This window comes from Nostoc sp. JL31, assembly GCF_017114965.1.
Taxonomy (GTDB): Bacteria; Cyanobacteriota; Cyanobacteriia; order Cyanobacteriales; family Nostocaceae; genus Nostoc; species Nostoc punctiforme_A.
Window position 1 is genome coordinate 19,231 of sequence record NZ_JABXKO010000043.1, and the last position, 25,282, is coordinate 44,512.

Genomic DNA, 25,282 nt, shown 5'->3' on the forward strand with positions numbered 1-25,282 from the left:
TTTCCCCTCTGCCCCCCGCCCCTCTGCCTCTTTTCAATGCCCCATGCCCAATCCCCAATCCTATCACCTATGCCCCTGACTGACTCCATACCAGCTTTACTTGTCCTAGCAGATGGAACCACTTATCGCGGTTGGTCTTTCGGTGCGACAGGAACCGCGATCGGAGAAGTGGTGTTCAACACTGGCATGACCGGCTATCAAGAAGTCCTGACCGATCCTAGTTACCGCGGTCAGATTGTGATTTTTACCTATCCTGAATTGGGGAATACTGGCGTTAATCTTGAAGATGAAGAATCAGATGGGCCCCAAGTGCGGGGTGCGATCGCCCGCAATATTTGTCACCGTCCAAGTAACTGGCGATCGACACAATCTTTACCTGACTACCTCAAACAAAACCAAGTACCAGGGATTTACGGCATCGACACCCGCGCCCTCACCCGCAAAATTCGGATGTTCGGAGCGATGAACGGTGGTATTTCCACAGCCATTCTCGATGAAGCGGAATTGTTAGAGCAGGTACAGGCAGCCCCCAACATGGCAGGATTGAATCTGGTTCGTGAAGTCACCACCTCAACGGCTTATGAATGGTCCGATCCCACAATTCCAGCTTGGGAATTTAACTCTGAGGCTGGGGAAAATCTTGGGGAAGCCTTTACCGTTGTTGCCCTTGACTTTGGCATTAAACGTAATATTTTACGTCGCTTAGTCAGTTATGGTTGCCGGGTAATTGTTGTACCTGCTGATACACCACCAGAGGAAATCCTCAACTACAATCCAGATGGTGTGTTTCTTTCTAATGGGCCTGGTGACCCAGCTGCCGTCACTGAAGGGATTGCAACTGCCAAAGCACTCCTGTTAAGTGAAAAACCCATCTTTGGTATTTGTATGGGACACCAAATTTTAGGTCATGCGCTAGGAGCAGAAACCTATAAACTCAAATTTGGTCATCGTGGTTTGAATCAGCCTGCCGGTTTACAACAACGGGTAGAAATTACTAGCCAAAACCATAGTTTTGCTATTGACCCAGATTCTTTACCTACAGCAGTTGTGGAAATTAGCCACCTAAACTTAAATGATCGCACCATTGCCGGGGTACGGCACAAATCTCTACCTGTGTTCTCCGTACAGTATCACCCAGAAGCTAGTCCTGGCCCACACGATGCGGATTACTTGTTTGAGCAATTTGTTCAAGCTATGCGAACAGCACGTCAAGCCGTGGCAGAGGTGAGGTAAAAATGGAGAATGGGGAAGAAGCAGGGGAGCAGGGAGCAGGGAGCAGAGAGCAGGGAGAAAATTCCTCCCCTCTGCACCCTTCCCCCTGCCCTTCTGCCTCTTGTGCCCAATCCCCTATTCCAGCAGATTGTAGACAACTTGCTCAAAAACCATCTATACTTGAGCGTTCACTTTAACTCATGAGGAGGGAATTATTGCTGAGCCACTGAATCTAACCGTTAGCCTGAGGGGCACTCGTGAAGTCCGGGATAACTGTCAGCTATTCCGCCTCACAGGTTTGTTAGATGCTTTTTCTGAGCCGACATTTCGCAAGACACTTGGCAGCAAGATAGACGAGGGTCCTAAGCACATTATTTTGGATCTCTCACAAATTGATTTTGTTGATAGCTCTGGCTTGGGTGCTCTGGTGCAGCTAGCCAAGCAGGCTCAAACTTCCGATGGCACTTTGCAAATTGTTACAAATGCCCGCGTAACTCAAACGGTCAAGCTTGTTCGCCTAGAGAAGTTTCTCTCCCTGCAAAAATCAGTTGAAGACGCTCTAGAAAACGTCAAGTAGTCTTGATTGCTCGATCTGAGAGTTAAATTTTGCTATCCAGATTCAATATCGGATAGCTTAATTTTTAAAAATTCTGGCAGAAAACCTCTCTCCTTGTGGGAGAGGGATCAAGCCAGTTGAGCTATTATGTTTAAAGTTGAGTAATAACTTAAAGATATAGACACCCAATTTTTGGGTATGTAATCGTTGGCTAGAATATTGGATAAATAATCAAGTCTGAGATATTTGTAAGAAATACAAAGCCAGCAGATTTGTTTATAGATAGACTTGACTCGATGCTGTATAGTTAAAAGTTGTCGTTTACTCAGTAAGTATGGCAATGCTACCAAGTACAAGGGTGAATTTGATGTCAAAATATTACCCTATCTTAGGCGCAGACCACAAGAAGTAGACGAAATTTGGTTTATAGATGTTGACATCAGGGTGATTTAAAATGCCAACTCTCAATCAAAAAGATGAAATTAGGAAGTAACTTTGATAGTATTGATTATGCTAAGTATACTATCATGACATACTTCAGAAAAATCAGTCTTTGCGAAGAATGCCTGCCCAATGTAGCCCGTCAAGGAATGATTTATTTGTGAAGTCACAGGAGGAAGAGCTATTAGATGGACAAGATGAAACTCCCAAACAGAGCTTGTCTTGGACTGAAGCACTCTTGGCAACCACAGGGCCATTCCAACAGATTTCCCTCTCACAAGTGCAACAAATTTCTCCTAGTGCTTTAGCATATTTAGGGGATGCAATTTATGAGTTGTATGTTAGAATGTTCTATCTGCTGCCATTGCAGCGGTCAGGAATTTACCATCGTCTGGTAGTGGAGCAGGTAAGAGCAGAAACACAAGCGCTACATTTGCGATCGCTAATTCCTCATCTCAGGGATACCGAATTAGAAATTGTCCGACGGGGTAGAAACGCCGCAACAGGACGCCCTAAGCGACTTAATCCCGAAATTTATCAACAGGCAACTAGTCTAGAAACTTTAATAGGCTACTTATATATCACCGATTACCAACGTCTAACCGAACTGTTGCAAATACTTCATCTATAAAAAGAGTGAAAACTCAATTTCGCAGTAGCCACAACACTAGATTAGGTTCAAAAAATTGAGGTAATCGGAACAATCAACCATACGCTATATCGATAACTCAAATGCAGGATAAACCCAAAAAAGTCAAGACTTCTAACGAACCCAATCGGAGACAACCCGTAAAAATTAAAGGTAAGCGTGTTGTAACTAATCCGACTCGCAATCCCAGAAAAGTAGATAGCAACCCCATCTCTGTTGCAAATCCGACTCGCAATCCCAGAAAAATAGATAGCAACCCCATCTCTGTTGCAAATCCGACTCGCAATCCCAGGAAAGTAGATAGCAACCCCATCTCTGTTGAGAATCCAACTCGCAATCCCAGAAAAGTAGATGGCAACACTATCTCTGTTGTTAATCCGAATCGCAATCCCAGGAAAATAGATAGCAACCCCAGTTATAGCAACTCTCGACAACGAAATAGCAGTTTCTCCCAACCGTCTGTATCTACACAACCGACAGAAGAAGATAACGATCTCATCTACGGTCGTCATCCAGTATTGAGTGCATTGCAAAATCAGCGCAATCTCAACCGTCTCTGGATTACTACCCGTCTGCGATACGATCCCAGCTTTCACCATTTCCTCTTGCAAGCAAAGGAAAATGGCACAGTTATTGATGAGGTTGAACCCAAGCGTTTAGACTATCTCACCAACGGCGCTAATCACCAAGGTGTGGCAGCACAAATTGCTCCCTACGCTTACATCGAATTGCCCGATCTAATTGAGCAGTGCAAATCTGTAACCGATGCTGTCATTGTCGTGGCTGACGGAATTACCGATCCCCACAACTTGGGAGCAATTATTCGCACTGCCGAAGCAATAGGCGCTCAAGGATTGGTGATTCCTCAAAGAAGGGCATCTGGGATCACTTCCACCGTTATGAAAGTGGCAGCAGGTGCTTTAGAAAATTTTGCTGTAGCTAGAGTTGTCAACCTTAGCCGTTCCTTAGAAGAATTAAAAGAAGCTGGCTTTTGGATTTACGGTACTGCTGCAAGTGGCAGCGAACCTTTGCATACAGTCAATTTCACTGGCCCAATCGTTTTGGTAATCGGCTCAGAAGGTGAAGGTCTGGGTATGTTAACTCAACGCTCTTGTGATTTTTTAGTATCGATTCCTCTACAGGGTAAGACTCCCAGCCTGAATGCTTCTGTAGCAGCGGGTATGGCGCTTTATGAGATTTATCGTCAGCGATCGCTAAATACTCTGCACTTAGATAAATTGCAAAAATTCTCTTTGAAAAAATAACAGTAACAGAGTATAAAGAAATGTAAAAGATAATAAAGCAGCATATCGTTTAACACCCTGTAGACGTTTAGAAATCGGCTAAAACCATGAAAACCATTTGGCATAACCTCAAGGAAGTGTTAATTAACACATTCGACTACATCGGCTTGGCTTGGTGGGTAGAGATTGTGACGCAGAATCCCCGTTGCACGTATTACTTCGGGCCATTTCTAAGTTCTTCTGATGCAACATTAGCAAGCAAAGGATACATAGAAGATTTGGAGATCGAAGGAGCGCAGGGAATTATTGTGAATGTCAAGCGCTGCAAACCTAGTAACTTAACAATTGCTGACGACTTGGGGGAAAGATTTGACCGCAAAGTACAGCCTGCCTTTGGCGGTCAAATTTAAGTTAGGCCAGAGAAGAAAAAGGAAGGCTCTGATGCAAAGACGTAAAGACACAGAAAATCCTTTTACGGGGGGTTATTGCGTCTTTTTCACTCATCGCGTCACCACATCTTCCCTCTCCTTTTCTTCTTCGTCAATAGTCTAAATATTTAATATTTATAAAAAAATATTAAATATTTAGACTATTGACTACCAATTACCTGCGGATGTTCTTCCAGCCAATGGTCAATATCATTTAGCACCTGCTGGGGAACTTCCCACGGAAAAAGATGGGCGGTGTTGGGATAGCACTGCCACTGAGAATTGTTGAGGTGTTGAGCAGTTTGTAAGCTGGAATCAGATGTGATGTGGCGGTCTTGTTCACCAGCAAGTACTAAACTGGGACATTGTATTTGTTGCAAATCTAAAACTCGATTGTATCCTGATTGAATTGCACTATAGAGAGCGCGAGTAGCAGCAGGAGAAGTTTGTAAATAAGCTGGTACTGCTTCCTTGGCGATGTAATTGTAAGCAATAGATGTATGTTGTTGGATTAAATAGCGGAAAAGTGATCGCTTACCAAAAGTTTCAATATTCCATTGCCAACTCGGTTTTATATAGTTCAATAGGGCAGCAACGCCAGTATATAAATTATCCTGCCAAGCGATGGTCGGATGACTGCCACGGGGTTTTGCAGCTGTGGCCACCAAAATTAGCCCAGTAACGCGCTCTGGCAAACGTAATGCCATCTCCATTGCCAAAATGCCTCCAAGTGACCACCCCAATACTAGGCACTTTTCAATCTGAAAACGGTCTAGCAAAGCTTCTAAATCAGTCAAATGGTCATTCATGTCAAAATTGCTGTTGTAGCGACTTTTGCCGTATCCGCGTAAATCAGGGGCAAAAGTTTTGTAGCGTTTTGATAAATGATTGGTAAAGACAGAAAGACTACGACCAGTACCAGGATGACCATGTAAGCCCAAAATGGGAAATCCTTGACCTTGGATGTAGACATTGAGACGTGCAGCAGTTATGGTGTGGCGATCGCTCATTACTAGCCGTTCTCCTCTCTACAGAACAAATGTTCTAAAATAAGTTGATTTTTAGTTCTCAACCATCTAATTTCCAATCTGATTTCTCTGAGTTTAGTGACAATCGCTTCAAAGTTACATAGCTGCAACAAGGAATTTACGGTTGAGCGTAGTTGGGCAATCGCGTATGTATCCGCTTCTATAGTGCCCATATTCGCTTTAGCCATTTGTGCTGTCCGTTCTAGGATTGCTTCAATCCGGTTTAGCCTTTTTGTCATAGTAGTTTCATTTTATTCTTCTAATTGTGTCATACGGCTGACGGCGAAGTGTTCTAATGTTCAGTTATAGTCAAGCTTCTGTAGATAATCCACTGAAGTTAGCACTTGGCAATTCGCTACTATAAGATTTACAAACATTAGAGACTCAATATGGGCGATCGCTTTTAAGCAGTTGTCATATTGCTCTCAATATAAGGATCTTGCTAGCGACCCGTTCTTTGGCTTCAACCGTCCAGGCGCAAAAGTCTTGCAAGGTCTAATCAACTCTTTCTGGTTACAGGGGCTGCAATCAGGACACAAGAATGCACTCGACTGTATAAAAGTGTTCTGTGAATTCTGAAAATAGGATGTGATAAATCGCACAATATAGGTGCTGTTATATACCATTCTTGACAGACTAAGGTCATAAACAATGTGTCAATCAGTAATAGCTGGCAAGAATACACCTTGTTGTGCATTGATAATGTAGGTAGATGTAGAGCCGATTTCTTTGTTAAAGATGACTTTTCTCAGCACTGACACAATTCACACCTTGACAGTACAGCTTGAAATAGACTCTGCAAGAATTGCTATTTGCTGGGTAAATTGGGATATAGATGCGGAAAATTTTTCTGTGTAAACTTGACCAGCAAATGGTAATGAAAAACTATTATCAAGATTTTTTAATTCGTGATTGGGTGAAAAGCGATCGCACAAGAGCCGCTGAAGTCATCAGTTATGTATTATCAGAATACGGTCTGGCTTGGGAACCCAAGGGTGCTGACCAAGATGTGCTGCGAGTAGAGGAATGTTATTTAGCTACTGGGGGAGAGTTTTGGGTAATTGAACACCAAAGCCAGTTAGTAGGTACTGGAGCATACTACCCCATACACCGAGGTGAAAAAGCTGTAGAAATCCGCAAAATGTATCTTTTGCCCAGCATCAGGGGTTTAGGATTAGGGAAATATTTGTTACAACAGCTAGAAGCAGCGATCGCAAAGCGTGGTTTTCAACAAATTTGGATTGAAACCGCCAGTGTTTTGGTGGAAGCAGTCAAGCTGTATGAAAGCAATGGCTACACTCCAGCAACGGGAGTAGAAACCACAAGGTGCGATCGCGTGTATGTTAAGTCATTGGTCAATGGTTATTAGTCATTGGTCAAAGACTAATGAGTGATGACTAATGACAAAGGACAATTCTAAATGCACACTTGGATTAAAAATCTCACAGGCTTACTCAATCTTTTTCTCCAATCCCATTGTCCCCTATGTCAACGCGCAACTTCCCAAGAATTCTGTCAGAATTGCACCAGACAACTGCAAAAATGTCAACGTAAAGACCCGATTTCTCTATGGCAACAGCCTATACCAGTGTTTGGCTGGGGGGAATATGGTGGCCCGGTGAAACGAGCGATCGCAGCAATGAAATACGAAAATCAACCCCAAATAGCTCGTCCTTTGGGTCAATGGTTAGGAGAAGCATGGTTGTTAAATTCACCGATGCGAGATAGGCAGCCTGTAGTAGTTCCTATCCCACTTCACGCTAGCAAACAAAAGCAACGTAAATACAATCAAGCCGCACTGATAGCACAAAGCTTCTGCGAAATAACTGGATTGAAATTGAAACGAAACGGTTTAGCAAGAGTGCGAGAAACTGAAGCGCAGTTTGGTTTGTCGGTATCTAAACGAGAAAAAAACTTGAACCAAGCTTTTGCTATTGGGCAAGAATTTCGCCATCGTCCTCCAAATGCCCCAGTGCTGTTAGTGGACGATATTTATACTACTGGTGCTACTGCCAGGTCTGCTGTGCAAACACTTCGTCAGTATGGAATTGTGGTCTTAGGATTAGTTGCTGTAGCCACTGCCGTCAAAGACGGATAAATTAAGAAGTAATGGGCAAGCTTTGACAGATAAGTGCATAAATTGACAGAATTACCCTATTTTTGTAGAAAAATTGCTTGAAATGTATGAATAAAGTTTTTGCGGCAGGTTTAAAACAACTCATCATCATTCCTGCCACATTGCTGGCAATAGGCATTAGTACCAGTGTAGCTTTTGCTCAAAATAAATTGTATAGTCCAATACCTTTATCTAACAGCACTGAACTTTCTGATAGCCTGTCAGACAAAGACATTCCCACAGGTCAAGGTGGGTTTGCCCGTGATTACACAGTGAAGTTGCAGAAGGGCGATAATTTAGCAGTTGACCTGTCATCGGAAAACTTTGACAGTATCATCACACTGCTGGCACCTGATGGTTCGACTCTGGCAGAAAATGATGATGGCCCTGATGGTAGTAGCAATTCCTTACTATTTACTCGCATCGTAGAGACAGGGAATTATGTTATTCGTGTCCGGTCTTTTGGGGAAACTGGGGTTGGGGCTTTTAAACTCAAAGTGACAAAGTTGCAACCGATTAAATGAAGTAGTCATTTGTCATTTGTCATTTGTCATTGGGGATAGGAAGAGGCAAAGATGCAGACGGGAAAGACTTACTGCTCCCCTGCTCCCCATTTCTTAAAAAATGGTCAATACGCAGAGAAATAAGGCTTCAGTCCACTCAACGACTGCGCCGTAAGTATCTCCTGTGTGTCCACCTAGTTTGTGGTTGAACCATGCACCAGTTAAAGTGGCGATCGCACTTCCAACAACTATCATTGTCAGTGCGAGAAATAGCTGCTGTTTATCTATTAGCCAAAGTAAACCACTCAAACTAAACAACAACAACAATCCCGGTAATAAATCTTTGTAAGAACGAATGGCTTGTTTGTGAAATGCGCCTTTACCAGTTACTTTCAGATAAGGATATCGCGCGATCGCTAGTTGTTGTCCCCAACGTCCCCAGCCACAAGCAGCCATCAGCAATAAACAACGGTTTTCTGGCATATCCGTCAAAGCTGTTATTTTGAGTATCACCAAGGCGATCGCAGCCATTGCTCCAAAGGCACCTGTGGCACTATCAGCCATCACCTCCAGTCGCCGATCTGGGTCCCCTACTGCCAAACCATCGGCAGTATCCATTGCCCCATCTAAGTGTAATCCTCCAGTTATACCAATCCAAACACTTACTACCAAAGCACTACGAGTTAACACGGGCATCCCCAGATAATCCATCCCCGTATCTAGAAACCCTAAAATTCCCCCGATTATCATTCCTACAAGCGAAGCAAGATGTGCTACCCCCCGAAAGTCCAATCCATTTAAATACGGCAGTGGAATACTACTGTAAAATATGATACTAGCTGCCAGCTTTAACAGCAGCTTTTTCCACCACTGTTGCTGTTTCCTCATCTGAATTACATTAATTTTTGGTAAATTGCTGGACAATAGTCATAATTTCGGTACAACCGCCATCAGTAGACTTTAAAACTTTAAATAAGATTTACTTCTATTAAACATTCTCGTTGAAAATTTTGTTATGCTGGTCTAAGTGGTAAATAAATAATTTTGAGTAGTTTTTTATACAAAAAACGAGTAAATTAGGAAGCCAAAATTCCATCAGGGAGCAAAATTTGTGTTTTATATTCGTTAACTAAAAACTTACTCCAAATTATTAGACGATTGCCCCACAAAATTGATATTTTTTTAAATGTAGGGAGTAAACAAGCTATTCAATTATGACAGTTTAGCTATGTTATTGCTCTCCTTAGCTCAATCGCTATTTTCCTATGAGTCACCATCTACCCGACACCAGGATACCAGCTCCGTGCATTATTAACACGGGCATCATTGTGAATAAGCTCGACATCCGGCGATTGCTGGCAGATTTAGGTCGAGTCCACTACATCTACACCCAAGAAGATAAGGTACTGAGCGAGGGTGAAGGGGATGTGATGGAAGTTTTTGCCAATCCGCAAAGGTCTACCTTAGTGGCTAACCGCGCGCTATATCTGAATGTTTGTAGTTTTGATTACTTGGAACTAAAACAGTCGTCGCAACAAGAAACCTACTTCGATTTGATGCAAGAAGGAGTGTGTCTGCGGTTAATTCCCCGTTCGACACCTTTACAAGAGCGACGAGAGCGAAGTTTCAATGTCAGCGCCATAGAAGCGATGATGGAACAAGTACTCTCAGCTAGGTGGGATGCAGAAATTGACGATGACTGTTCTGATTCTTTCTAAATAACAATTATTTAGAGTATATACTCGTAAAGTTGGTAACTAAGTTAGTAATGAATGCTTAAGTGTTCACTAAAACTCAATTACCAGTTTTTATGTTTGTCCATAATTTAGCCAAATAATATTAATTTTGCCCTAATACCATTTGGTTTTATGGCTACTAGTACCGCAAGGCAAAAGTCAAAAAGCTTTCATTTTGGGCTTTCTGGCTGTTTTGAATGATAGGTTTATTTTTGCCGCGTGGTACTAGTTATGGATTTCTGAAACTCTTTACCTATTAGTGTTTCACAATCCAAAATCTAAAATCTAAAATCCAAAATGGCATGAGTGCGAATTTTTCTTTTCAATGTCTTGCTTGCTGTAGCCAAACCAAAGCTAGAGCAGGAGTGTTTTTCACCCCTCACGGTCTTGTAGAAACTCCTAGATTTATGCCAGTAGGAACACTGGCTAATGTCAAAACTATTACCCCAGCGCAGCTACGAGAGACTGGGGCGCAAATGATATTATCCAATACTTATCATCTTCACCTACAACCAGGCGAAGCGATCGTGGCTGGGGGTGGTGGGTTGCATAAATTTATGGGTTGGAACGGCCCAATGCTGACAGATTCGGGTGGGTTTCAGGTCTTTAGCTTAAGCGAGATGCGAAAAATTACTGAAGAAGGCGTAACTTTTCGCTCGCCCCATGATGGACGAATTATTAACTTAACACCAGAGCTATCCATTGAGATTCAAAATACTTTGGGGGCCGATGTGATTATGGCCTTTGATGAGTGTCCGCCCTACCCAGCTACTCGCCAAGAGGTAGAAACTGCAACTGAGCGCACTTACCGGTGGTTAGAACGCTGTATAACAGCTCATCAACGCAGCGATCAGGCGTTGTTTGGGATTGTGCAAGGGGGCGTGTATTTGGATTTGCGTTGCCGTGCAGCGGAAGCTTTGGCTAAGTTGGATTTGCCCGGATATGCCATTGGTGGCGTGAGTGTGGGAGAACCGCCAGAATTAATGGCTGAGATTGTAAAAGTGACAGCACCGCTTTTACCCCCCGAAAAGCCGCGTTACTTAATGGGTGTGGGTACTTACCGGGAAATGGCGATCGCGATCGCATCTGGTATAGATTTATTTGATTGCGTCATTCCCACCCGTTGGGCAAGACATGGTACAGCGATAGTCCAAGGCGGACGCTGGAATTTAAAAAATGCTAAGTTTCGTGAAGATTTTACGCCATTAGATGAAACTTGCCCGTGCTACACTTGTCAAAATTTTAGCCGTGCTTACATATCTCATTTGGTGCGATCGCAGGAAATTTTAGCTTATACCTTGTTGAGCATTCACAACATTACCGAACTAATTCGCTTTACGCAAAAAATTAGAGAAGCAATATTGAGCGATCGCTTTGTTGCAGAATTTGGTCACTGGCTCAACTCATCTGAATCAGCATCAGATGAGGGTGAAATTACAAATGACTATTGACCAATGATTGAGACTCAAATCATGTTAAGATATCTCTCAATTATGAAAGCTGTGTTGGATAGGTGGATTTAAACAAACATGGAAGCAGCACTTTTATTAGCAAAACTGCCAGAAGCTTACCAAATTTTCGATCCTTTGGTAGACGTTCTCCCAGTCATCCCGGTATTCTTCTTGTTGCTTGCTTTCGTTTGGCAAGCAGCCGTGGGATTTAGATAAGTTAATCTATTGTTCAATTTATAGGACAGGTAGAGCACCTGTCCTATTTTTTTGTAGCATCGTATTTGATAAAGTTAATATTTATTAATATTTTGCAATGAATTATTATAATAAATAAGATGTTAATACAAGCTATGTCAATATGAAGCCTTGAAAGCCAAGCTTACAGTCAAGGAGCAATCAGTTATGGGTAATATCAAATTCGTTAAAGAAAATAAAGAGGTAGTGGCGGCAGATGGTGCTAATCTTCGACTCAAGGCGATACAAAATGGTATTGACATATATACGTTGATTGGCAAAATGACCAATTGCGGTGGTAATGGTCAGTGTGGTACTTGTGTTGTGGAGATAGTCGAAGGACTAGAAAATCTTTCCCCCCGCACAGATGTAGAAAACCGGAAATTCAAAAAAAAGCCGGACAATTACCGTCTTGCCTGTCAAACTTTAGTGAATGGCTCAGTCAGCGTAGTCACGAAGCCTTAAGTTCTCAAATCTACCATTGCTTCAATTTGTATCCAGTCAGTAGTCAAAATACTTACCAAAATTAAGTTTCCTCTCTACGAGATGCTATGCGGACATTTTAAATTTTGAATTTTGAATTTTGAATTGGTATAACTGTGTCATAGATGATGCTATCCTAATGTTGTTGACTGGAAATTAAAGAGAGGCTTTCTTGCCATGCAAGTTAATGACCTGGGGTTCATAGCGAGCATTTTGTTCGTACTAGTCCCCGCCGTGTTTTTACTAATTCTTTACATCCAAACTGCTAGCCGCGAAGGTGGAAAAGATAGTTAAGAGTTTGTGCATAAATAAATAACCCCTGCACCAATAGTGTAGGGGTTTTTATTTATCAACCAGCAACTTAGCGCTGAATAGTAAAGACAACACAAGTCTTACTTTACTATTCGATGACAACAATTATTATACTCAGCACTGTTTACTTTAAGCGATTGTCCGCGCCAATAATACCGGACAAGTGGCATTGACTCGAACATAGTCAGACAAGGAAGATCCGATGAGCCGATCTATATCAACAAAACTCTTAGCGATCGATGGACGACGATCTGGAGAACCGAGTAATAATAAGTCTATATTCAACTCTTCTGCCAATCGACAAATTTCTTCACCAGGTTTGCCACTGCTGATATAAGAACGAGATTGAATCCCTAGTTTTTCAGCTTCTGCAACAGCAGCTGCTAGAACTGGATTTTTGTCTGAGTTAACCTTGGTTATTTCCGATTTTTTACCGCCTAAATCTGTACTAATATTTGCCAATATTAACTCACCACCCGGAATATCCCGGAGTAAAAACAGTGCCAATTTCAAGCAATTTTTTGCTGAGTCAGAGTTATCTATTGCCACCATAACTCGCTTAATTCTTTTAACATAAATGTCATCTTTTACCAGTAGCATGGGGCGAGAAGATAGCTGAAAAACATACTGACTGACTGAGTTCGATAAAATCGATTGCAGTCGCTTCAGTCCGCGTGAACCCATAATAATCAAGTCAGCGTCGATTTCATCAGCTACTTGGCAAACCACATCTTTGGGATCGCCTTCACGCAAAATTGAAGAAACTTGGCTAGGATCTAAGTTCAAAGTTTGAATAGCATTCGCCAGAATTTTACCCCCATTTTCCCATTTAGTTGTCATGGTAGTAGCAGCATTTTGTGCTTGAACAACATGCAAAATCGTAACTTTTGCAGATTGAATTGAAGGGATTTCTTTCAGGGTTTTGAGCATTTCTTCTGCGTGTCCCAATCCCGATACAGCCAGCAAAATTCTTCTTATCATCTTACGTAATTTTTGTGAAGTTTACTTTTGTTTTCGCTGTTGGTACTTGGCTTTGGTCGGATTTTCACCACCTTGTTTGACAGCCTAGTTAGTAAGTTGGCACAAATAAACTTTATTTTTTAGTATTTAACACTCAAACAAATGGCAAAGGATAAAAAACTAAACAAATGTTTAAGTTTGTTTGCACTTAGTCACTTAAACTTTCAACTAGACTTCAACTATTCAGCATACTCTCAATTTAGTCTGATGAACTTAATAAATTATGATGTTAGTTATTATTTTTAATCTATGTTTACTTTTGTTAATTAGAAGTTAGTTAAGTATTGCAAATAAATGCCAAAATAACTCTAAAGGAAAATTGATTCAGTATAACCTTTAATAGGCGATCGCTTCTCGACTTGGATAGTCTACATTATTCCTGATTTTCCCATATTCTCTGCTTTTTTAAGTGTTTTGCAGTTTTGGTAAATCAGATAGGATTGCTATATCCGAACACTTGCAAAATGCGGGATAACAACATCCAAATTCGGATATTCTAATAGTCGAAATCATATTTAAGACTATATTGAAACCCTCCAGATTATATTTGGAGGGTTTGTTTGATGACTTGTGAGATTTGCTTAATTTAGATGTGCCCCTGGTTGTCCGTTTTGGACTACAAAGGAAGCTAGGGTTTTTACTGAGGCATTCAAGTCAACGATGCTTGATACAACGCGGTAGTCACTTTGCCAGCGTTTTGGAGTCAGGTTGCAGCGGACGTATCCTCGGTAAGCACCGTCAAAGAACTTAGTATGGGGATTATTAATTAGGGCTGCTTGAGATGGAGCGATGAATGAGGTGGGAAAGTTAGAGGTAATTGAAGTTCCTACGAACTCAGTACCTACCGTCGGTGAGTTTGGATTATTAAAGTCAAGCTTTAGGTCGTGTACCCAACTAGAATGGATGTCTCCAGTAATTACCACTGGATTAGAGGGTTGGCGCTGATTTAGAAAACTCAAAAGTCGATTACGTGCAGCCACGTAACCGTCCCACTGATCCACATTGAAGACACCGACACCTGGACTACTATTGAAATTGTACTCGGCTAACATGGTCTGTTGAGCAATCACATTCCAGCGCGATCGCGATTGGTCTAACCCTTTTCGTAGCCACTGTTCTTGCTCTGAGCCTGTCATCGTAGCATTTGTATCAAAAGCTTGGGGACAGCTAGGCTTAAGTCCATCATCACAAGGTTGGTTAGTGCGATACTGCCTCGTGTCTAGCACATTGAACTCAGCTAAATTACCGAAAGTCAACCGCCGATAAAGCAGCGCGTCTGGGCCCTTGGGCAATGAAGACTGACGTAGAGGCATGTGTTCGTAGTAAGCTTGGTAAGCATTGGCTCGCCGTTTTCTAAAAGCCTCTTGGGTTTGGTTATCTTCCGGGATTAAGTTGGCGTAGTTGTTGTCAACTTCATGATCGTCCCAAGTGACAATCCAGGGAAAAGCCGCATGAGCAGCTTGAAGATTTGGGTCAGTTTTGTATAGGGCGTGGCGATCGCGGTAGTCTTTAAGAGTGATAATTTCTGGACTATTATGCTGGCGCGGCCCACCAGATTGTGGCCCGTATTCGTAGATGTAATCACCCAGATGAATCACAAGGTCGAGATTTTCCTCAGCTAAATGCCGATAAGCCGTATAGTAGCCATTTTGCCAGTCTTGACAGGAGACAAAAGCAAAGTTCAGTTGTTGGGTATAGCTATAAAATGCTGGTGCTGTACGAGTCCGTCCAATGGGGCTAACTTCCTTACCTGCTTGAAATTGATACCAATACCAACGGTCAGGGTTTAGCCCACGGACATCAACGTGGACTGAGTGTGCTAACTCTGGTGTCGCTAGTACTGTTCCTCGCCGCACAACCTGTTTCATGTTTTCATCAAGGGCAACTTGCCACCGCACTGGAACATTTACCAGTGGCATTCCACCTCCAGAGAGTGGATTGGGAGCCAGTCGTGTCCAGATAACAACACCATCCGGCAAAGGATCGCCAGAGGCAACACCAAGACTGAACGGATAGCTAGAAAACCTTGAGTTAGCCAATACCGGATGCCATTGGCTAGCGATTGTTAACCCTGTTAAGAATCCTGCACCCAACAAAAAATTCCGCCGTTTGCACCGATTTGCTAGCAGGCGTGTACCATCCATAAGTTCCATATTCACCCCTTCCCAGATGTAAATACAGTTGGCATTCAGGAGGATCAATTGCCAAAAGCACAAATAATGGCTTGATTTGACTTGTTTCCTAATTTCTGCTCAACCAAACACAAGGAACCTAGCAACCCAGGATCAAGTAGAAATTAAGATTTTGTTAAGTTTAAAATTGAATTAGGGGATTATTGAAACTAGGAGAAATTTGTGGAAGATTTAGACCCAACACCAAAATAGTAAAGAATTTATGACAGTTAACAATACAGTTTTGGGAGGGATTGAAAGAGTTAAGCAATTGCTGGCGTATGGAAAGGTTGAACAAAAAATTGATGCCCTTCTAGATGCTTTTGAGTATGGGGAAGCTGGCTTAGACTTGATTATTGAAGCTTTAAAAAACTCAGAATTTTATCTATTCAAATTCGCAAGTTTTAGTAACTCAAGAAAAAGACTTTGACCAAAAATATAAAATATTGTATTGGCAAACACAACAAGTAATTTACACCTTAAGTCTTTCAGGCTATATGCCTGTAATTACTGTCAGTTGCGATCAATACTTTTTACTTAGTTGTAGTCGAGAAAATGGAACCATTAAAGTGTGGAACATTCGGACAGGACATGAACTTTGTAGTCTCACAAGTCATTCATCGTCAATTACTCGTCTTGCAATTAGCTCAGATGGACAGAGACTATTTATTTGGAGTGGAGACAGCACCGTTGAGGTGTGGGGAATTTAATTTTTCACGGTGATTTAAGATAGTTTTACTTTAAAATTCAGAATTCTACTGGATAAATTACGAATTATTTAAAACCTACCATTTCCCTGAACAATGTGCTTAACGGTGGTCAATGTTTCCAGGCTGATAAATCCCCGGCGATGACCTTTTTGATTAGACATACCGAGAAATACTGAATCTCCCCGCGAAGGGTTGCGGGAAAAACGCGGGGAAGTGTTGATGTAGGTAGAGGCACTGTTAACTCCTAAAGCAAACTGCCGACTTTCCTGGTAGGATTCAGTCACGATGGAGTCAGCATGACCACTGCTGTATTCATTAATCCAGGCGATCGCAGCCTCTAAGCTATCCACCAGTTTAAAAGCTACTGTCCTCGTTAAATAAGGGTTTCCCCATTCGCTTTCTTTTACCAGCTGCAACTGAGGAAAGGCTTGGACTAGTTCTGCATCTCCTTTAATTTCAAAGCCTTTTTCCATCAAGCTGTTCCACAAGACAGCTAAAGATGATGGCAAGGCTTGACGATGAATTAGTACTTTTTCAATGGCGTTGACTTGATCGGGTTCACTTTGATGGCTATTAAGAATCATCAAGCGCACCATTTCTAAGCTACTATTCAGCGACCAGTAGAGGTAACAGTTACCCATCGCCGACTTTAATACTGGGCAAGTTGACTGTCGGACTACCTGCTGCACTAAGCTAGAACGTCCGTAGGGAATCACTAAATTCACGTACTGGTCTTGGGTGACTAGATCCCGAACTGAAGCCCCATGTTCTGCTGTGATCAGTTCTAGACAGCCCGGAGCTAGTCCAACTTCTGCGATCGCATTTTGCAGTGCTTCAGCGATGGCGGCGTTGGAATGGCTAGCTTCGGTACTGCCTTTGAGAATTATACAATTGCCAGTTTTGATACAAAAACCCGCTGCGATCGCCCCTAAATCGGGAAACGCCTCATAAATAAATCCAATCACTCCCAAGGGCATTAACTGCGTATAACTCTGGGAATCTTCCAGTTGATAATCAGCGGTTCTAACGCGCCGCAGCGGATCTGATAATTCTCCCAACCGTTTTAAAATGTCTACTGTCATCTCTAGCCTGGTGGGAGTCAGCTTCAGCCAGTCCAATATCAACTCAGGCACTGCCATTTCCCGACTGGCTTCTAAATCCAAGGTATTGGCTTCTAGAATGTCGTCAAATGAGCGCTCAATCGCCTTTGCCATTGCCAATACTGCACGACTTCGGTCTACTCCCTTTGTGAGCGCCAACTTTAGGGAAGCTTGATAGGCTCGTTGGGCACTAGTAATCGGTTCGGGGTGGTCATCCAATTCAACAGTCATTGAGTTAACGTCTGTAGGTAAGCCAGACCATTAGTGCTGGTAAGATAGCCAATAGCACCGCCACCATTGCCCAAGCAATAATGCTGGAACCATTTGCCAATCGCAGTGCTAATGGCAGCCATATAATCACTAGCACGAAAATAATGCCCAGCGCTATAGGCAGATAGCTTTCTCCCAAGCGGGGATGGACAACATGCCAACTATTTCCCATCCAACGCCAAGCCCGTTTGTAGGGATAGGTGGTGGAAAGCTGTTCTAGGACATGACCATTATCTTCTACAACAAAGATTTGCTGACAGCGATCGCAACCAAATGCTTCTGTTAGCGTAATCGGAATTAGCTGACCCCGTCGACGACAGGGACAGGGGTATTCGGTATTGAAATCGATTTTTTCGGGTTTTTGAGATTGCACAAGCGTTCTAATAACTTGAGCGTGTTTTACACGAACTACGAGAATATAATGCCTTGGTAAACACCTTAAAGGCTTCTGTCTTTATATACATAAAAAGGTGATGCAAACATTGCCCTGATTATTAACAGTAGATGCAGCTAACTTTAAATATTCTACTAATTGCCAAATCAGTACGGAGTTATCTATTTGTAATTTTTCCCCGTAGCTGGCGATCTTGTTTAAAAATTTCCTTCTCTTCATCTGTCGCTTTCAAGGTAATGTGGTTGCGTTTTTGGGGATTTATTATGCTGACACACCTGGTACAATTTTAAGCATAGGTGGCAACCACTCCTAAAGCAAATCCTTTGGGAAGGCTACGCGCTCGTAAACAACATACATCTACAAACCCGCTAATTTCTCTTTGGGTCACTGTCACTATATATTACTATCAGTTCTCAAGGTTAGATCGGCATTATGTCCAATATCTATTCCTTGGAGTTCACAAGTGTTTACAGAGCAGGAATTACTAAAATATCTATTGTAGTGTGTAACTCTTTGTCCATATATTATAGACTGTGGCTAGTTTTTACTCACCTGTCCACATCTGGGCAGTTTACAAGAGCGCAGAGCTAATATACGAACACTTCAACGCACCCTAAAAACACTAAACCTCTTGGAATTGTTAAATTCAAGAGGTTTTAGTTGGAAGCGGGTAACGCGATTCGAACGCGCGACATTCACCTTGGCAAGGTGACGCTCTACCACTGAGCTATACCCGCAATCATCACCCAAATATAAATATCGCAGATTTATCTGTAATTGTCAACCCCTTAATATAGTCATTAGTCATTCGTCATTGGTCATTAGTGAATAACAAAGGACAAAGGACAAATGACTAATGACAGACTAGCCGAGTTCTTCTGACTCCAAAGTTAAATTGCCAACGCTGGCACTTGGAAAAGCGGCTGGCAAAGACTGGCTATTACGAGAATATGGCTCTGCCAGGTTAGAACGCAGTTGCCGCATCAGGCTTGCCATTTCTAGGGCATTCAGGGCGTAATCCCACCCATGATTACCTTTTATGCCTGCCCGTTCTAAGGCTTGCTGCATAGTATCTACTGTCAAAATGCCAAAAATTACTGGCACCCCAGTTTGAAAGCTAGCGGCGGCAATGCCTTTAGAAACTTCTGAGGATACGTAATCAAAATGGGGTGTTTGTCCTCGAATGACTGCGCCAAGACAAATTACAGCATCATAACGATGGGAAAGTGCTAATTGGCGAGCTACTAAAGGTACCTCAAAACTTCCCGGAACCCAAACATAGTCCACCTGATTACCTTGGGGATTAGGGTCTACACCGTGGCGTTTTAAACAATCTTGACATCCCTCTAGCAGCTTTCCGGTAACAAGGTCATTGAATCGACCAATCACCACTGCAAACCGCAAAGGCTCCGTTTGGGTAAAAGTTCCCTCGAAAACTGCCATGACTGCCTCTTTATCAACTATACTTCTGGCCAATATACATTTCTTATTTAAATGTAGAGGAGCAGGAAAGCGTGGTCAAAATTAAGTTAGTAGGAAAAAGAAAAAATCCCTTGTTTCCCTTAACCTTTGACCTTGGCTTTTCTGCCCCTCTAGTTCTTATATTATGTGCCTGCGCCAGAGCGAAGCCGTCGCCTACACGACAAAAAAGTTTAACAAACCAACTAAAAACACCAAACCAATCCAGACCCCAGAACCAACCCAGAGCAGTTTTTTAGATTCACCCCAATTTTGGGGAGTAGCGTAAGCAACCGGAACGCCAACAACTAGGACAAAAGACAACAAGACTAGACCTATCAAGGCAAATTGGAATATTATGGTCATTTTTGATTCTCCCAATACAGCGAAATACTAAGGATAGAATATCCTAAAGGGCGACACTGACACTTTCTTATTATTTTTAAGCTAGCAGAAATTGCAACATTTTAGTCATTTGTCCTTTCGTCTAAGTACTAATGACTAATGACTCTTAACTATGGATTTAATTCTTTGCCACACAACAGCTGATTTTGACGCATTAGGAGCAGCAGTAGGGTTAACGCGCTTACTACCGGGAAGTAAGATTGTGCTGACTGGCGGTTCTCATCCTCCTGTGCGGGATTTTTTAGCATTGCATCGAGATGAATATCCGCTGATTGAACGCCGTTCGGTGAATCCAGAAAAAATTCGCTCTCTGACTGTGGTGGATACGCAACTGCGCGATCGCTTGGGTAAAGCTGCTGAGTGGTTAGATTTACCCAATCTGAAAGAAATTATAGTTTATGACCATCACTTAGGACAAGAATCAGATATTCCGGCGACGCGATCGCATATTTCTTCAGTAGGAGCCGCCACAACTTTAATTGTGGAGCAATTGCAACAACAAGAAATTTCCTTGACTTCTGCTGAAGCGACTGTGATGGCTTTGGGTATCCACGTTGACACTGGCTCCTTGACCTTTGACCAGTCTACCCCAAGGGATGCCTTAGCTTTGGCTTGGTTGATGCAACAAGGTGCAAGTTTATCGGTAATTTCTACCTACCGTGACCCTGGCTTGTCTTTGCAATTGCAACAGTTATTAACTGAATCTCTAGAAAGTTTAGAATATCTTTGTCTACGTGGATATACTGTTGCTTGGGTAATTCTGAAAACAAATGCTTTTGTGCCAGGGCTATCGAGTTTGGCTTCAGAACTTGTAGAATTAACCGAAATTGATGCCCTACTGTTGGCTAATGAGTATACTTTCGGTGAAAACGATTTACGCTTAACTATAATTGGGCGATCGCAAATTCCCAAAACAAATCTTAATCTATTATTCCAACCATTGGGGGGCGGCGGTCATTCGCAAGCCGCATCGCTAAACCTACGCAAAGTAGATTCGCAGGCAATATTAAAACAACTCCTTGACGGGGTAAAAGCACAAATTCCCCATCCCCTTACTGCTAGGGATTTGATGTCTTCTCCTGTGCGCACAATTCTGCCTGAAACCACAATTGCCGAAGCCCAGCGCATTTTATTACGCTATAGACACTCTGGTTTATCTGTAGTCGATACTCAAGGGCAACTAGTAGGCATTATTTCGCGGCGAGATATTGATATCGCCTTACACCACGGCTTTAGTCATGCGCCAGTCAGGGGCTACATGACAAGAAATCTTAAAACAATTACACCAGATACAACACTGCCACAAATTGAGTCGCTAATGGTGACTTATGATATCGGACGCTTGCCAGTATTAGAGAATGAGCGGTTAGTTGGTCTTGTCACTCGTACTGATGTCTTGCGGGAATTACATCAAGAAAGGGATGAAAACGAAGAGGGACAAAAATTCAAAATTCAAAATGACGCTCTCGGACTCGCTAACGCTGCGCTAACAAAATTCAAAATTCCTCTTAGCACTGAGTTGCAAAATCGCCTTGCTCCTCAATTATGGCAGCTACTCACCACAGCATCGCTAGAGGCAGAAAAACGGGGTTGGCATCTTTATCTTGTCGGGGGTGCGGTGCGGGATTTGCTATTAGCGGAAGCAACATCGGACACTTTGATGATTAAAGATATTGACTTAGTAGTTGATGGCTTTCACAAATCAGCAGATGTTGGTGCTGGTGTAGAACTAGCAAAGGCACTCCAACAACTTTACCCTGCGGCTCGTTTAGAAATCCACGGGGCTTTTCAAACTGCGGCTTTGCTGTGGCACAAAGACCCAGAATTAGATTCTCTTTGGGTAGATATTGCCACGGCTAGAACAGAGTTTTATCCTTACCCAGCAGCGAATCCAGAAGTTGAGGCGAGTTCCATTCGTCAAGACTTGTATCGTCGAGATTTTACCATCAACGCCCTCGCCTTGCGCCTGACTTCCCCTCGTGCTGGTGAGTTACTTGATTTCTTTGGTGGTTTACTAGATTTACAATCTAGGCAAATTCGGGTTTTGCACGCTAATAGCTTTATCGAAGACCCTACCCGCATTTTTCGTGGCGTGCGCTTTGCCGTGCGCTTCGGATTTGAAATTGAACCACAGACTGAAGAGTTTATTCACTATGCCATCAACAGTGGTGTTTACGATCGCACTGCTCAAGAGAATAGCAGAACTCCAGCCCTGCAAACGCGACTGAAAACAGAATTAAAACACATCTTAGAAGCCCCCTACTGGAAATCGGCTTTGCAGTTGCTAGATAACTTAGGGGCATTGCAATGCATCCATCCTAGCCTGAAGCTAAATCTGGAAATTCTACGACAATTACGTTTGCTAGAAAGTTGTTTGCAGCGATTTGACCCGCAACCGACACTCATCCATTGGGAAATGCGTTTAGAAGCGTTAATCGCCCATCTAAAACCACAATATCGGGCAAAAGTTGCCAAGAATCTACAGCTGCAAGAAGATAGCATTAAACGCTTGCAAAACTTGGCTTCTGCCCAAACTGAGGTAATGGAATCTTTGCTTGAGTGTGAAAGTCCTAGTCAAGTAGTACAGTTGTTGCGACAGTATGATTTACCAATGCTGATTTTAATTGCTGTGCAAAGTCCGCGATCGCTTAGACATCAGATTTGGGAATATTTAACTGTTTGGACTAATGTGCAGCCACTATTGAATGGTAATGATTTAAAGAAACTTGGTTACAAACCAGGGCCTCAATATCGGCAGATATTAGATGATATGCTTGCTGCTACCTTGGATGAAATAATTAAAGATAAGACTGAAGCTGAGGAATTTTTAGCGCAACACTATCCTAAATGAAATAGCTCTGGTCTAAAGTGTATCTAGATCGATATTTAACTCCCGCAGTTTTGCTGCTAAACGTTCAGCTTTTTGTTCGGCTTGTTCAGCTTTTTGTTCGGCTTGTTCTGCCTTTTGTTCGGCTTGTTCTGCCGTTTCTTCTGGTGTTGGTACTAGTTGCCCATCTCGTGTAAAAAATCGCAATAAACCTTCATAAACTCCCAAATATAACCCTAGCTGATGACTCCACAAATATCCTTGTTCACTTGCTTGTAGAGGTTGATATTCTCCATCTACTAAATGAAATCCCGCAAATTCTTGTGTGTAAGGGTCAAACCAAAAATAATCGGGTGTGCGGAAGGTGTCTTGATAAATTGTTTTCTTTAAACCTTTGTCAGTATTAGCTGTTGAGTTAGACAAAATTTCTAAAATTACATTCGGATATTTGCCATCTTCTTCCCAGACTACCCAACTTTTACGGGTTTTACGTTCAGTTCCCAGCACAACAAAAAAGTCTGGTCCTCGGAAGTATTCTGATTTGCGTTGGCGCGGACTGTAGTAGATAGTCAGATTTCCCGCCGCATAGAAATCATTTCTATCTCGCCACAACCATTCCAGACACGTTAAAAGTAGGATTATTTGTCGTAAATGCAGTTCGCTTTCCAAGGGAGGTTCGTCACTATATAAATCACCAGGGGGAAATATAACATCTTGGCAGATGCCTTCTTGAGAATCTAATTCTTGAGCAATGGTCATAGAATGGATATGGCATCAAGTAGTTATAAATTTACTTTAGCAGTTTTGTAGTTAGCGATCGCATTCTACCGCAGAGGCATAGAAGGCACAGAGAAGAAAAAAACGTAGACGCTTTGCGGCTTGTCGTCAGACATCACATCCTCGCTTTCCGAAATTCCTTAGTGTTACACTGTAGTCAATATGAAACCTCATTACAACTCCAGCGAGATAGCTCAAATGAAGTAGTACCAAACACCTGTTGCGCCAAAGCAACAAATGTCAACGAAGAATAAATCAACTAGTTTGACAGGGTTACTTCACATAGTCATGCACTAAAAATATTGTCATCACTCCTATCCACATAGAACCGCTTGACAACTGTCTACGGCTGAGTTTTTTTTGCGTCTAATCTACCCGCAATTGTTATGAACATGCTGGTGGAGGTTTGCGAATTGAGGTTTGAAAATAATGCCGAAAAAATCAATATTACTAGCTGAGGATTTAGGATATAAACTCAGTGTGGATAACACTTTGTTTCAAGGAGTTCATGTGAGTATTGAGGCAGGCGATCGCATTGCTTTAGTCGGTCGCAACGGAATAGGAAAATCAACCCTATTCAAGATACTTGCAAGTCAACTCAGCCCCAAGACAGGCTCGATTTTACGTAATGGTATTATCTATTATTTGCCACAAATCAGTATTATCAGACAAGAAATTACAGCAGAGACAGTGCTTAATTTTTTGATTTATATCTCTGATGAATGGTGGAAGATTGAGGAGATTTTACAAACACAGTTTCACACAAACCTTGACCTGTCACTACCAATTACTAACTTGAGCGGTGGAGAACTTACTAAACTATTTCTGGCAATCGGTTTAGCTCAAAAACCAAACCTACTGTTACTTGATGAGCCAACAAATCACATGGATTTGCAAGCATTAGAAAGCTTAAAGCAGTTTTTTCAAGATTTTACAGGTGCTTTTGTAATTGTCTCGCATAAGCCTTTTTTCTTAGATCAAGTGACAGATGTCACCTGGGAACTTACACCTGCTGGCGTGAAAGTATATGGCGGTAATTTCTCACACTATCGAGAACAGAAAGAAATAGAGTTAGAGGTAGCATTGCGATCGCACGAAGCCGCCAGAAAGGAACTCAAACGTACCCAAGCCACAGCTATGCAAGAACAGCAACGCGCAGCCCAATCTAGCCGTAACGGTCGCGCCAAGTTTCTTAATGGCAGTATTGATAGAATGGCAGCAGGGCTGATTAAAACTAAAGCTGAGGTGTCTACCGGAACTGCGAAAAAGAAACATGAAGCAGCAGTAGCAAAGGCTAATCAAAAGGTTGCAGAGACAAAGGTCAAAACTACTAAATTAACGAGTATTCAGCTAGAAGAAAAAAATCCAAAGCGCCGAAATCTAATTAATATTCAGGGTGCAAATCTTAGGATATCAGAACGTCTCTTGATTCAAAATATTCAACTGCATATATCATCTGGCGATCGCATTGCCATGATCGGCGCAAACGGTTCTGGTAAATCGAGTCTGGTAAAAGCAATTTTGGGGATGGAAAACCAAACAGCAGTTTTGGAATCAGGTGAGGTTTTGCTCACACCAACCATGAAAGCTGTATATCTCGATCAAACCTACGAATTGGTAAATCGCCAATACACACTTTTGGAAAATATGCAAGCTGCCAATACTAATCTCAGCTATCAGCTTTTGCGTCAACAACTGGGACATGGTTGAGTCGATGGGGGATATTATTCCCCGCACCTCTCAGTTAGATCCGTGCG

The 25,282-nt window shown here is 42.3% G+C and carries 27 protein-coding genes and 1 tRNA gene; 17 read left to right on the forward strand and 11 right to left on the reverse strand.

All coding sequences use genetic code 11. The annotated features are described in order from the left end of the window. The first annotated feature begins 69 nt into the window (after positions 1-69). The 5 genes from carA to HWQ43_RS10145 all read left to right on the forward strand — a co-directional run bounded on the left by carA (position 70) and on the right by HWQ43_RS10145 (position 4,512). A complete protein-coding gene (gene carA / locus HWQ43_RS10125) occupies positions 70-1,233 on the forward strand; it encodes a glutamine-hydrolyzing carbamoyl-phosphate synthase small subunit (RefSeq protein WP_292732650.1) in 1,164 nt (387 codons plus the stop codon). Between the two features lie 190 nt (positions 1,234-1,423). Beyond that, positions 1,424-1,789 carry an STAS domain-containing protein gene (locus HWQ43_RS10130; RefSeq protein WP_292732652.1) on the forward strand — a complete coding sequence of 122 codons (366 nt, stop codon included), beginning with the start codon at positions 1,424-1,426 and terminating at the stop codon, positions 1,787-1,789. Between the two features lie 580 nt (positions 1,790-2,369). Next, entirely contained in the window at positions 2,370-2,840 is a 471-nt protein-coding gene (locus tag HWQ43_RS10135; protein ID WP_292732606.1) for a ribonuclease III domain-containing protein, read from the forward strand. 101 nt (positions 2,841-2,941) lie between these two features. Beyond that, positions 2,942-4,123 (forward strand): 23S rRNA (guanosine(2251)-2'-O)-methyltransferase RlmB, encoded by a 1,182-nt coding sequence (gene rlmB / locus HWQ43_RS10140; RefSeq protein ID WP_292732608.1) that lies wholly within the window; start codon positions 2,942-2,944, stop codon positions 4,121-4,123. A gap of 86 nt (positions 4,124-4,209) precedes the next feature. Further along, on the forward strand, positions 4,210-4,512 hold the full coding sequence (locus tag HWQ43_RS10145) for a DUF1816 domain-containing protein (RefSeq protein WP_194044900.1): 303 nt from the start codon (positions 4,210-4,212) through the stop codon (positions 4,510-4,512). Between the two features lie 179 nt (positions 4,513-4,691). Here the strand turns inward: HWQ43_RS10145 and HWQ43_RS10150 are convergent, their stop codons facing one another. After that, the gene (locus tag HWQ43_RS10150) at positions 4,692-5,540 is read right to left on the reverse strand and encodes an alpha/beta hydrolase (RefSeq protein WP_292732612.1); all 849 of its coding nucleotides are present in this window, start codon (positions 5,538-5,540) and stop codon (positions 4,692-4,694) included. Positions 5,541-5,542: 2 nt separating this feature from the next. Then, positions 5,543-5,797 carry a hypothetical protein gene (locus tag HWQ43_RS10155; protein ID WP_292732614.1) on the reverse strand — a complete coding sequence of 85 codons (255 nt, stop codon included), beginning with the start codon at positions 5,795-5,797 and terminating at the stop codon, positions 5,543-5,545. A 638-nt stretch (positions 5,798-6,435) separates the two neighbouring features. Here HWQ43_RS10155 and HWQ43_RS10160 point away from each other — a divergent pair. From HWQ43_RS10160 to HWQ43_RS10170, 3 genes are all read left to right on the forward strand, one after another. After that, entirely contained in the window at positions 6,436-6,927 is a 492-nt protein-coding gene (locus HWQ43_RS10160; protein WP_292732616.1) for a GNAT family N-acetyltransferase, read from the forward strand. A 51-nt stretch (positions 6,928-6,978) separates the two neighbouring features. After that, on the forward strand, positions 6,979-7,656 hold the full coding sequence (locus tag HWQ43_RS10165; RefSeq protein ID WP_292732618.1) for a ComF family protein: 678 nt from the start codon (positions 6,979-6,981) through the stop codon (positions 7,654-7,656). 86 nt (positions 7,657-7,742) lie between these two features. Next, positions 7,743-8,198, forward strand: a complete 456-nt coding sequence (locus HWQ43_RS10170; protein WP_292732620.1) for a PPC domain-containing protein — start codon at positions 7,743-7,745, stop codon at positions 8,196-8,198. Between the two features lie 93 nt (positions 8,199-8,291). Here HWQ43_RS10170 and cobS read toward each other — a convergent pair whose 3' ends face one another. Further along, positions 8,292-9,065, reverse strand: a complete 774-nt coding sequence (gene cobS / locus HWQ43_RS10175) for an adenosylcobinamide-GDP ribazoletransferase (protein WP_292732622.1) — start codon at positions 9,063-9,065, stop codon at positions 8,292-8,294. 377 nt (positions 9,066-9,442) lie between these two features. Between cobS and HWQ43_RS10180 the strand changes: the two genes are divergently transcribed. From HWQ43_RS10180 to psbM, 5 genes are all read left to right on the forward strand, one after another. Then, a complete protein-coding gene (locus HWQ43_RS10180; protein ID WP_094347994.1) occupies positions 9,443-9,895 on the forward strand; it encodes a hypothetical protein in 453 nt (150 codons plus the stop codon). A 320-nt stretch (positions 9,896-10,215) separates the two neighbouring features. Beyond that, positions 10,216-11,364: a tRNA guanosine(34) transglycosylase Tgt gene (gene tgt, locus HWQ43_RS10185; protein WP_292732625.1), complete on the forward strand. Its 1,149-nt coding sequence runs from the start codon at positions 10,216-10,218 to the stop codon at positions 11,362-11,364. Between the two features lie 78 nt (positions 11,365-11,442). Then, entirely contained in the window at positions 11,443-11,580 is a 138-nt protein-coding gene (locus HWQ43_RS10190) for a photosystem II reaction center protein K (protein WP_006195022.1), read from the forward strand. A gap of 186 nt (positions 11,581-11,766) precedes the next feature. Further along, entirely contained in the window at positions 11,767-12,063 is a 297-nt protein-coding gene (locus HWQ43_RS10195; protein ID WP_292732627.1) for a 2Fe-2S iron-sulfur cluster-binding protein, read from the forward strand. Between the two features lie 195 nt (positions 12,064-12,258). Then, entirely contained in the window at positions 12,259-12,375 is a 117-nt protein-coding gene (gene psbM / locus HWQ43_RS10200; protein ID WP_084227279.1) for a photosystem II reaction center protein PsbM, read from the forward strand. A 147-nt stretch (positions 12,376-12,522) separates the two neighbouring features. Here the strand turns inward: psbM and HWQ43_RS10205 are convergent, their stop codons facing one another. Both HWQ43_RS10205 and HWQ43_RS10210 read right to left on the reverse strand, forming a co-directional pair. After that, positions 12,523-13,374, reverse strand: a complete 852-nt coding sequence (locus HWQ43_RS10205) for a universal stress protein (RefSeq protein ID WP_099102675.1) — start codon at positions 13,372-13,374, stop codon at positions 12,523-12,525. Positions 13,375-13,994: 620 nt separating this feature from the next. Further along, on the reverse strand, positions 13,995-15,566 hold the full coding sequence (locus HWQ43_RS10210) for an alkaline phosphatase (protein WP_292732631.1): 1,572 nt from the start codon (positions 15,564-15,566) through the stop codon (positions 13,995-13,997). A gap of 241 nt (positions 15,567-15,807) precedes the next feature. On the opposite strand from HWQ43_RS10210, the gene HWQ43_RS10215 reads away from it, so the two are divergent. Beyond that, positions 15,808-16,014, forward strand: a complete 207-nt coding sequence (locus HWQ43_RS10215) for a hypothetical protein (protein WP_292732633.1) — start codon at positions 15,808-15,810, stop codon at positions 16,012-16,014. Between the two features lie 16 nt (positions 16,015-16,030). Beyond that, complete coding sequence (locus HWQ43_RS10220) at positions 16,031-16,294, forward strand: hypothetical protein (RefSeq protein ID WP_292732635.1); 264 nt, start codon at positions 16,031-16,033, stop codon at positions 16,292-16,294. A gap of 68 nt (positions 16,295-16,362) precedes the next feature. Here the strand turns inward: HWQ43_RS10220 and HWQ43_RS10225 are convergent, their stop codons facing one another. From HWQ43_RS10225 to psbZ, 5 genes are all read right to left on the reverse strand, one after another. Then, positions 16,363-17,625, reverse strand: coding sequence for a glutamate-5-semialdehyde dehydrogenase (locus HWQ43_RS10225; RefSeq protein WP_292732637.1), 1,263 nt, complete (start codon positions 17,623-17,625; stop codon positions 16,363-16,365). 4 nt (positions 17,626-17,629) lie between these two features. Beyond that, positions 17,630-18,037 carry a hypothetical protein gene (locus tag HWQ43_RS10230; protein ID WP_094348002.1) on the reverse strand — a complete coding sequence of 136 codons (408 nt, stop codon included), beginning with the start codon at positions 18,035-18,037 and terminating at the stop codon, positions 17,630-17,632. Between the two features lie 686 nt (positions 18,038-18,723). Beyond that, positions 18,724-18,795, reverse strand: a tRNA-Gly gene (locus HWQ43_RS10235). 127 nt (positions 18,796-18,922) lie between these two features. After that, positions 18,923-19,501 carry a 6,7-dimethyl-8-ribityllumazine synthase gene (gene ribH / locus HWQ43_RS10240; protein ID WP_289799467.1) on the reverse strand — a complete coding sequence of 193 codons (579 nt, stop codon included), beginning with the start codon at positions 19,499-19,501 and terminating at the stop codon, positions 18,923-18,925. A gap of 192 nt (positions 19,502-19,693) precedes the next feature. Beyond that, on the reverse strand, positions 19,694-19,882 hold the full coding sequence (gene psbZ / locus HWQ43_RS10245) for a photosystem II reaction center protein PsbZ (RefSeq protein ID WP_179068007.1): 189 nt from the start codon (positions 19,880-19,882) through the stop codon (positions 19,694-19,696). Positions 19,883-20,033: 151 nt separating this feature from the next. Here psbZ and HWQ43_RS10250 point away from each other — a divergent pair, with 151 nt between their 5' ends. Further along, positions 20,034-22,772 carry a CBS domain-containing protein gene (locus HWQ43_RS10250; protein WP_292732640.1) on the forward strand — a complete coding sequence of 913 codons (2,739 nt, stop codon included), beginning with the start codon at positions 20,034-20,036 and terminating at the stop codon, positions 22,770-22,772. Between the two features lie 12 nt (positions 22,773-22,784). Here the strand turns inward: HWQ43_RS10250 and HWQ43_RS10255 are convergent, their stop codons facing one another. Further along, positions 22,785-23,507 carry a Uma2 family endonuclease gene (locus tag HWQ43_RS10255; protein ID WP_292732642.1) on the reverse strand — a complete coding sequence of 241 codons (723 nt, stop codon included), beginning with the start codon at positions 23,505-23,507 and terminating at the stop codon, positions 22,785-22,787. Between the two features lie 447 nt (positions 23,508-23,954). On the opposite strand from HWQ43_RS10255, the gene HWQ43_RS10260 reads away from it, so the two are divergent. After that, complete coding sequence (locus HWQ43_RS10260; RefSeq protein WP_292732644.1) at positions 23,955-25,235, forward strand: ATP-binding cassette domain-containing protein; 1,281 nt, start codon at positions 23,955-23,957, stop codon at positions 25,233-25,235. Positions 25,236-25,282 lie beyond the last annotated feature (47 nt).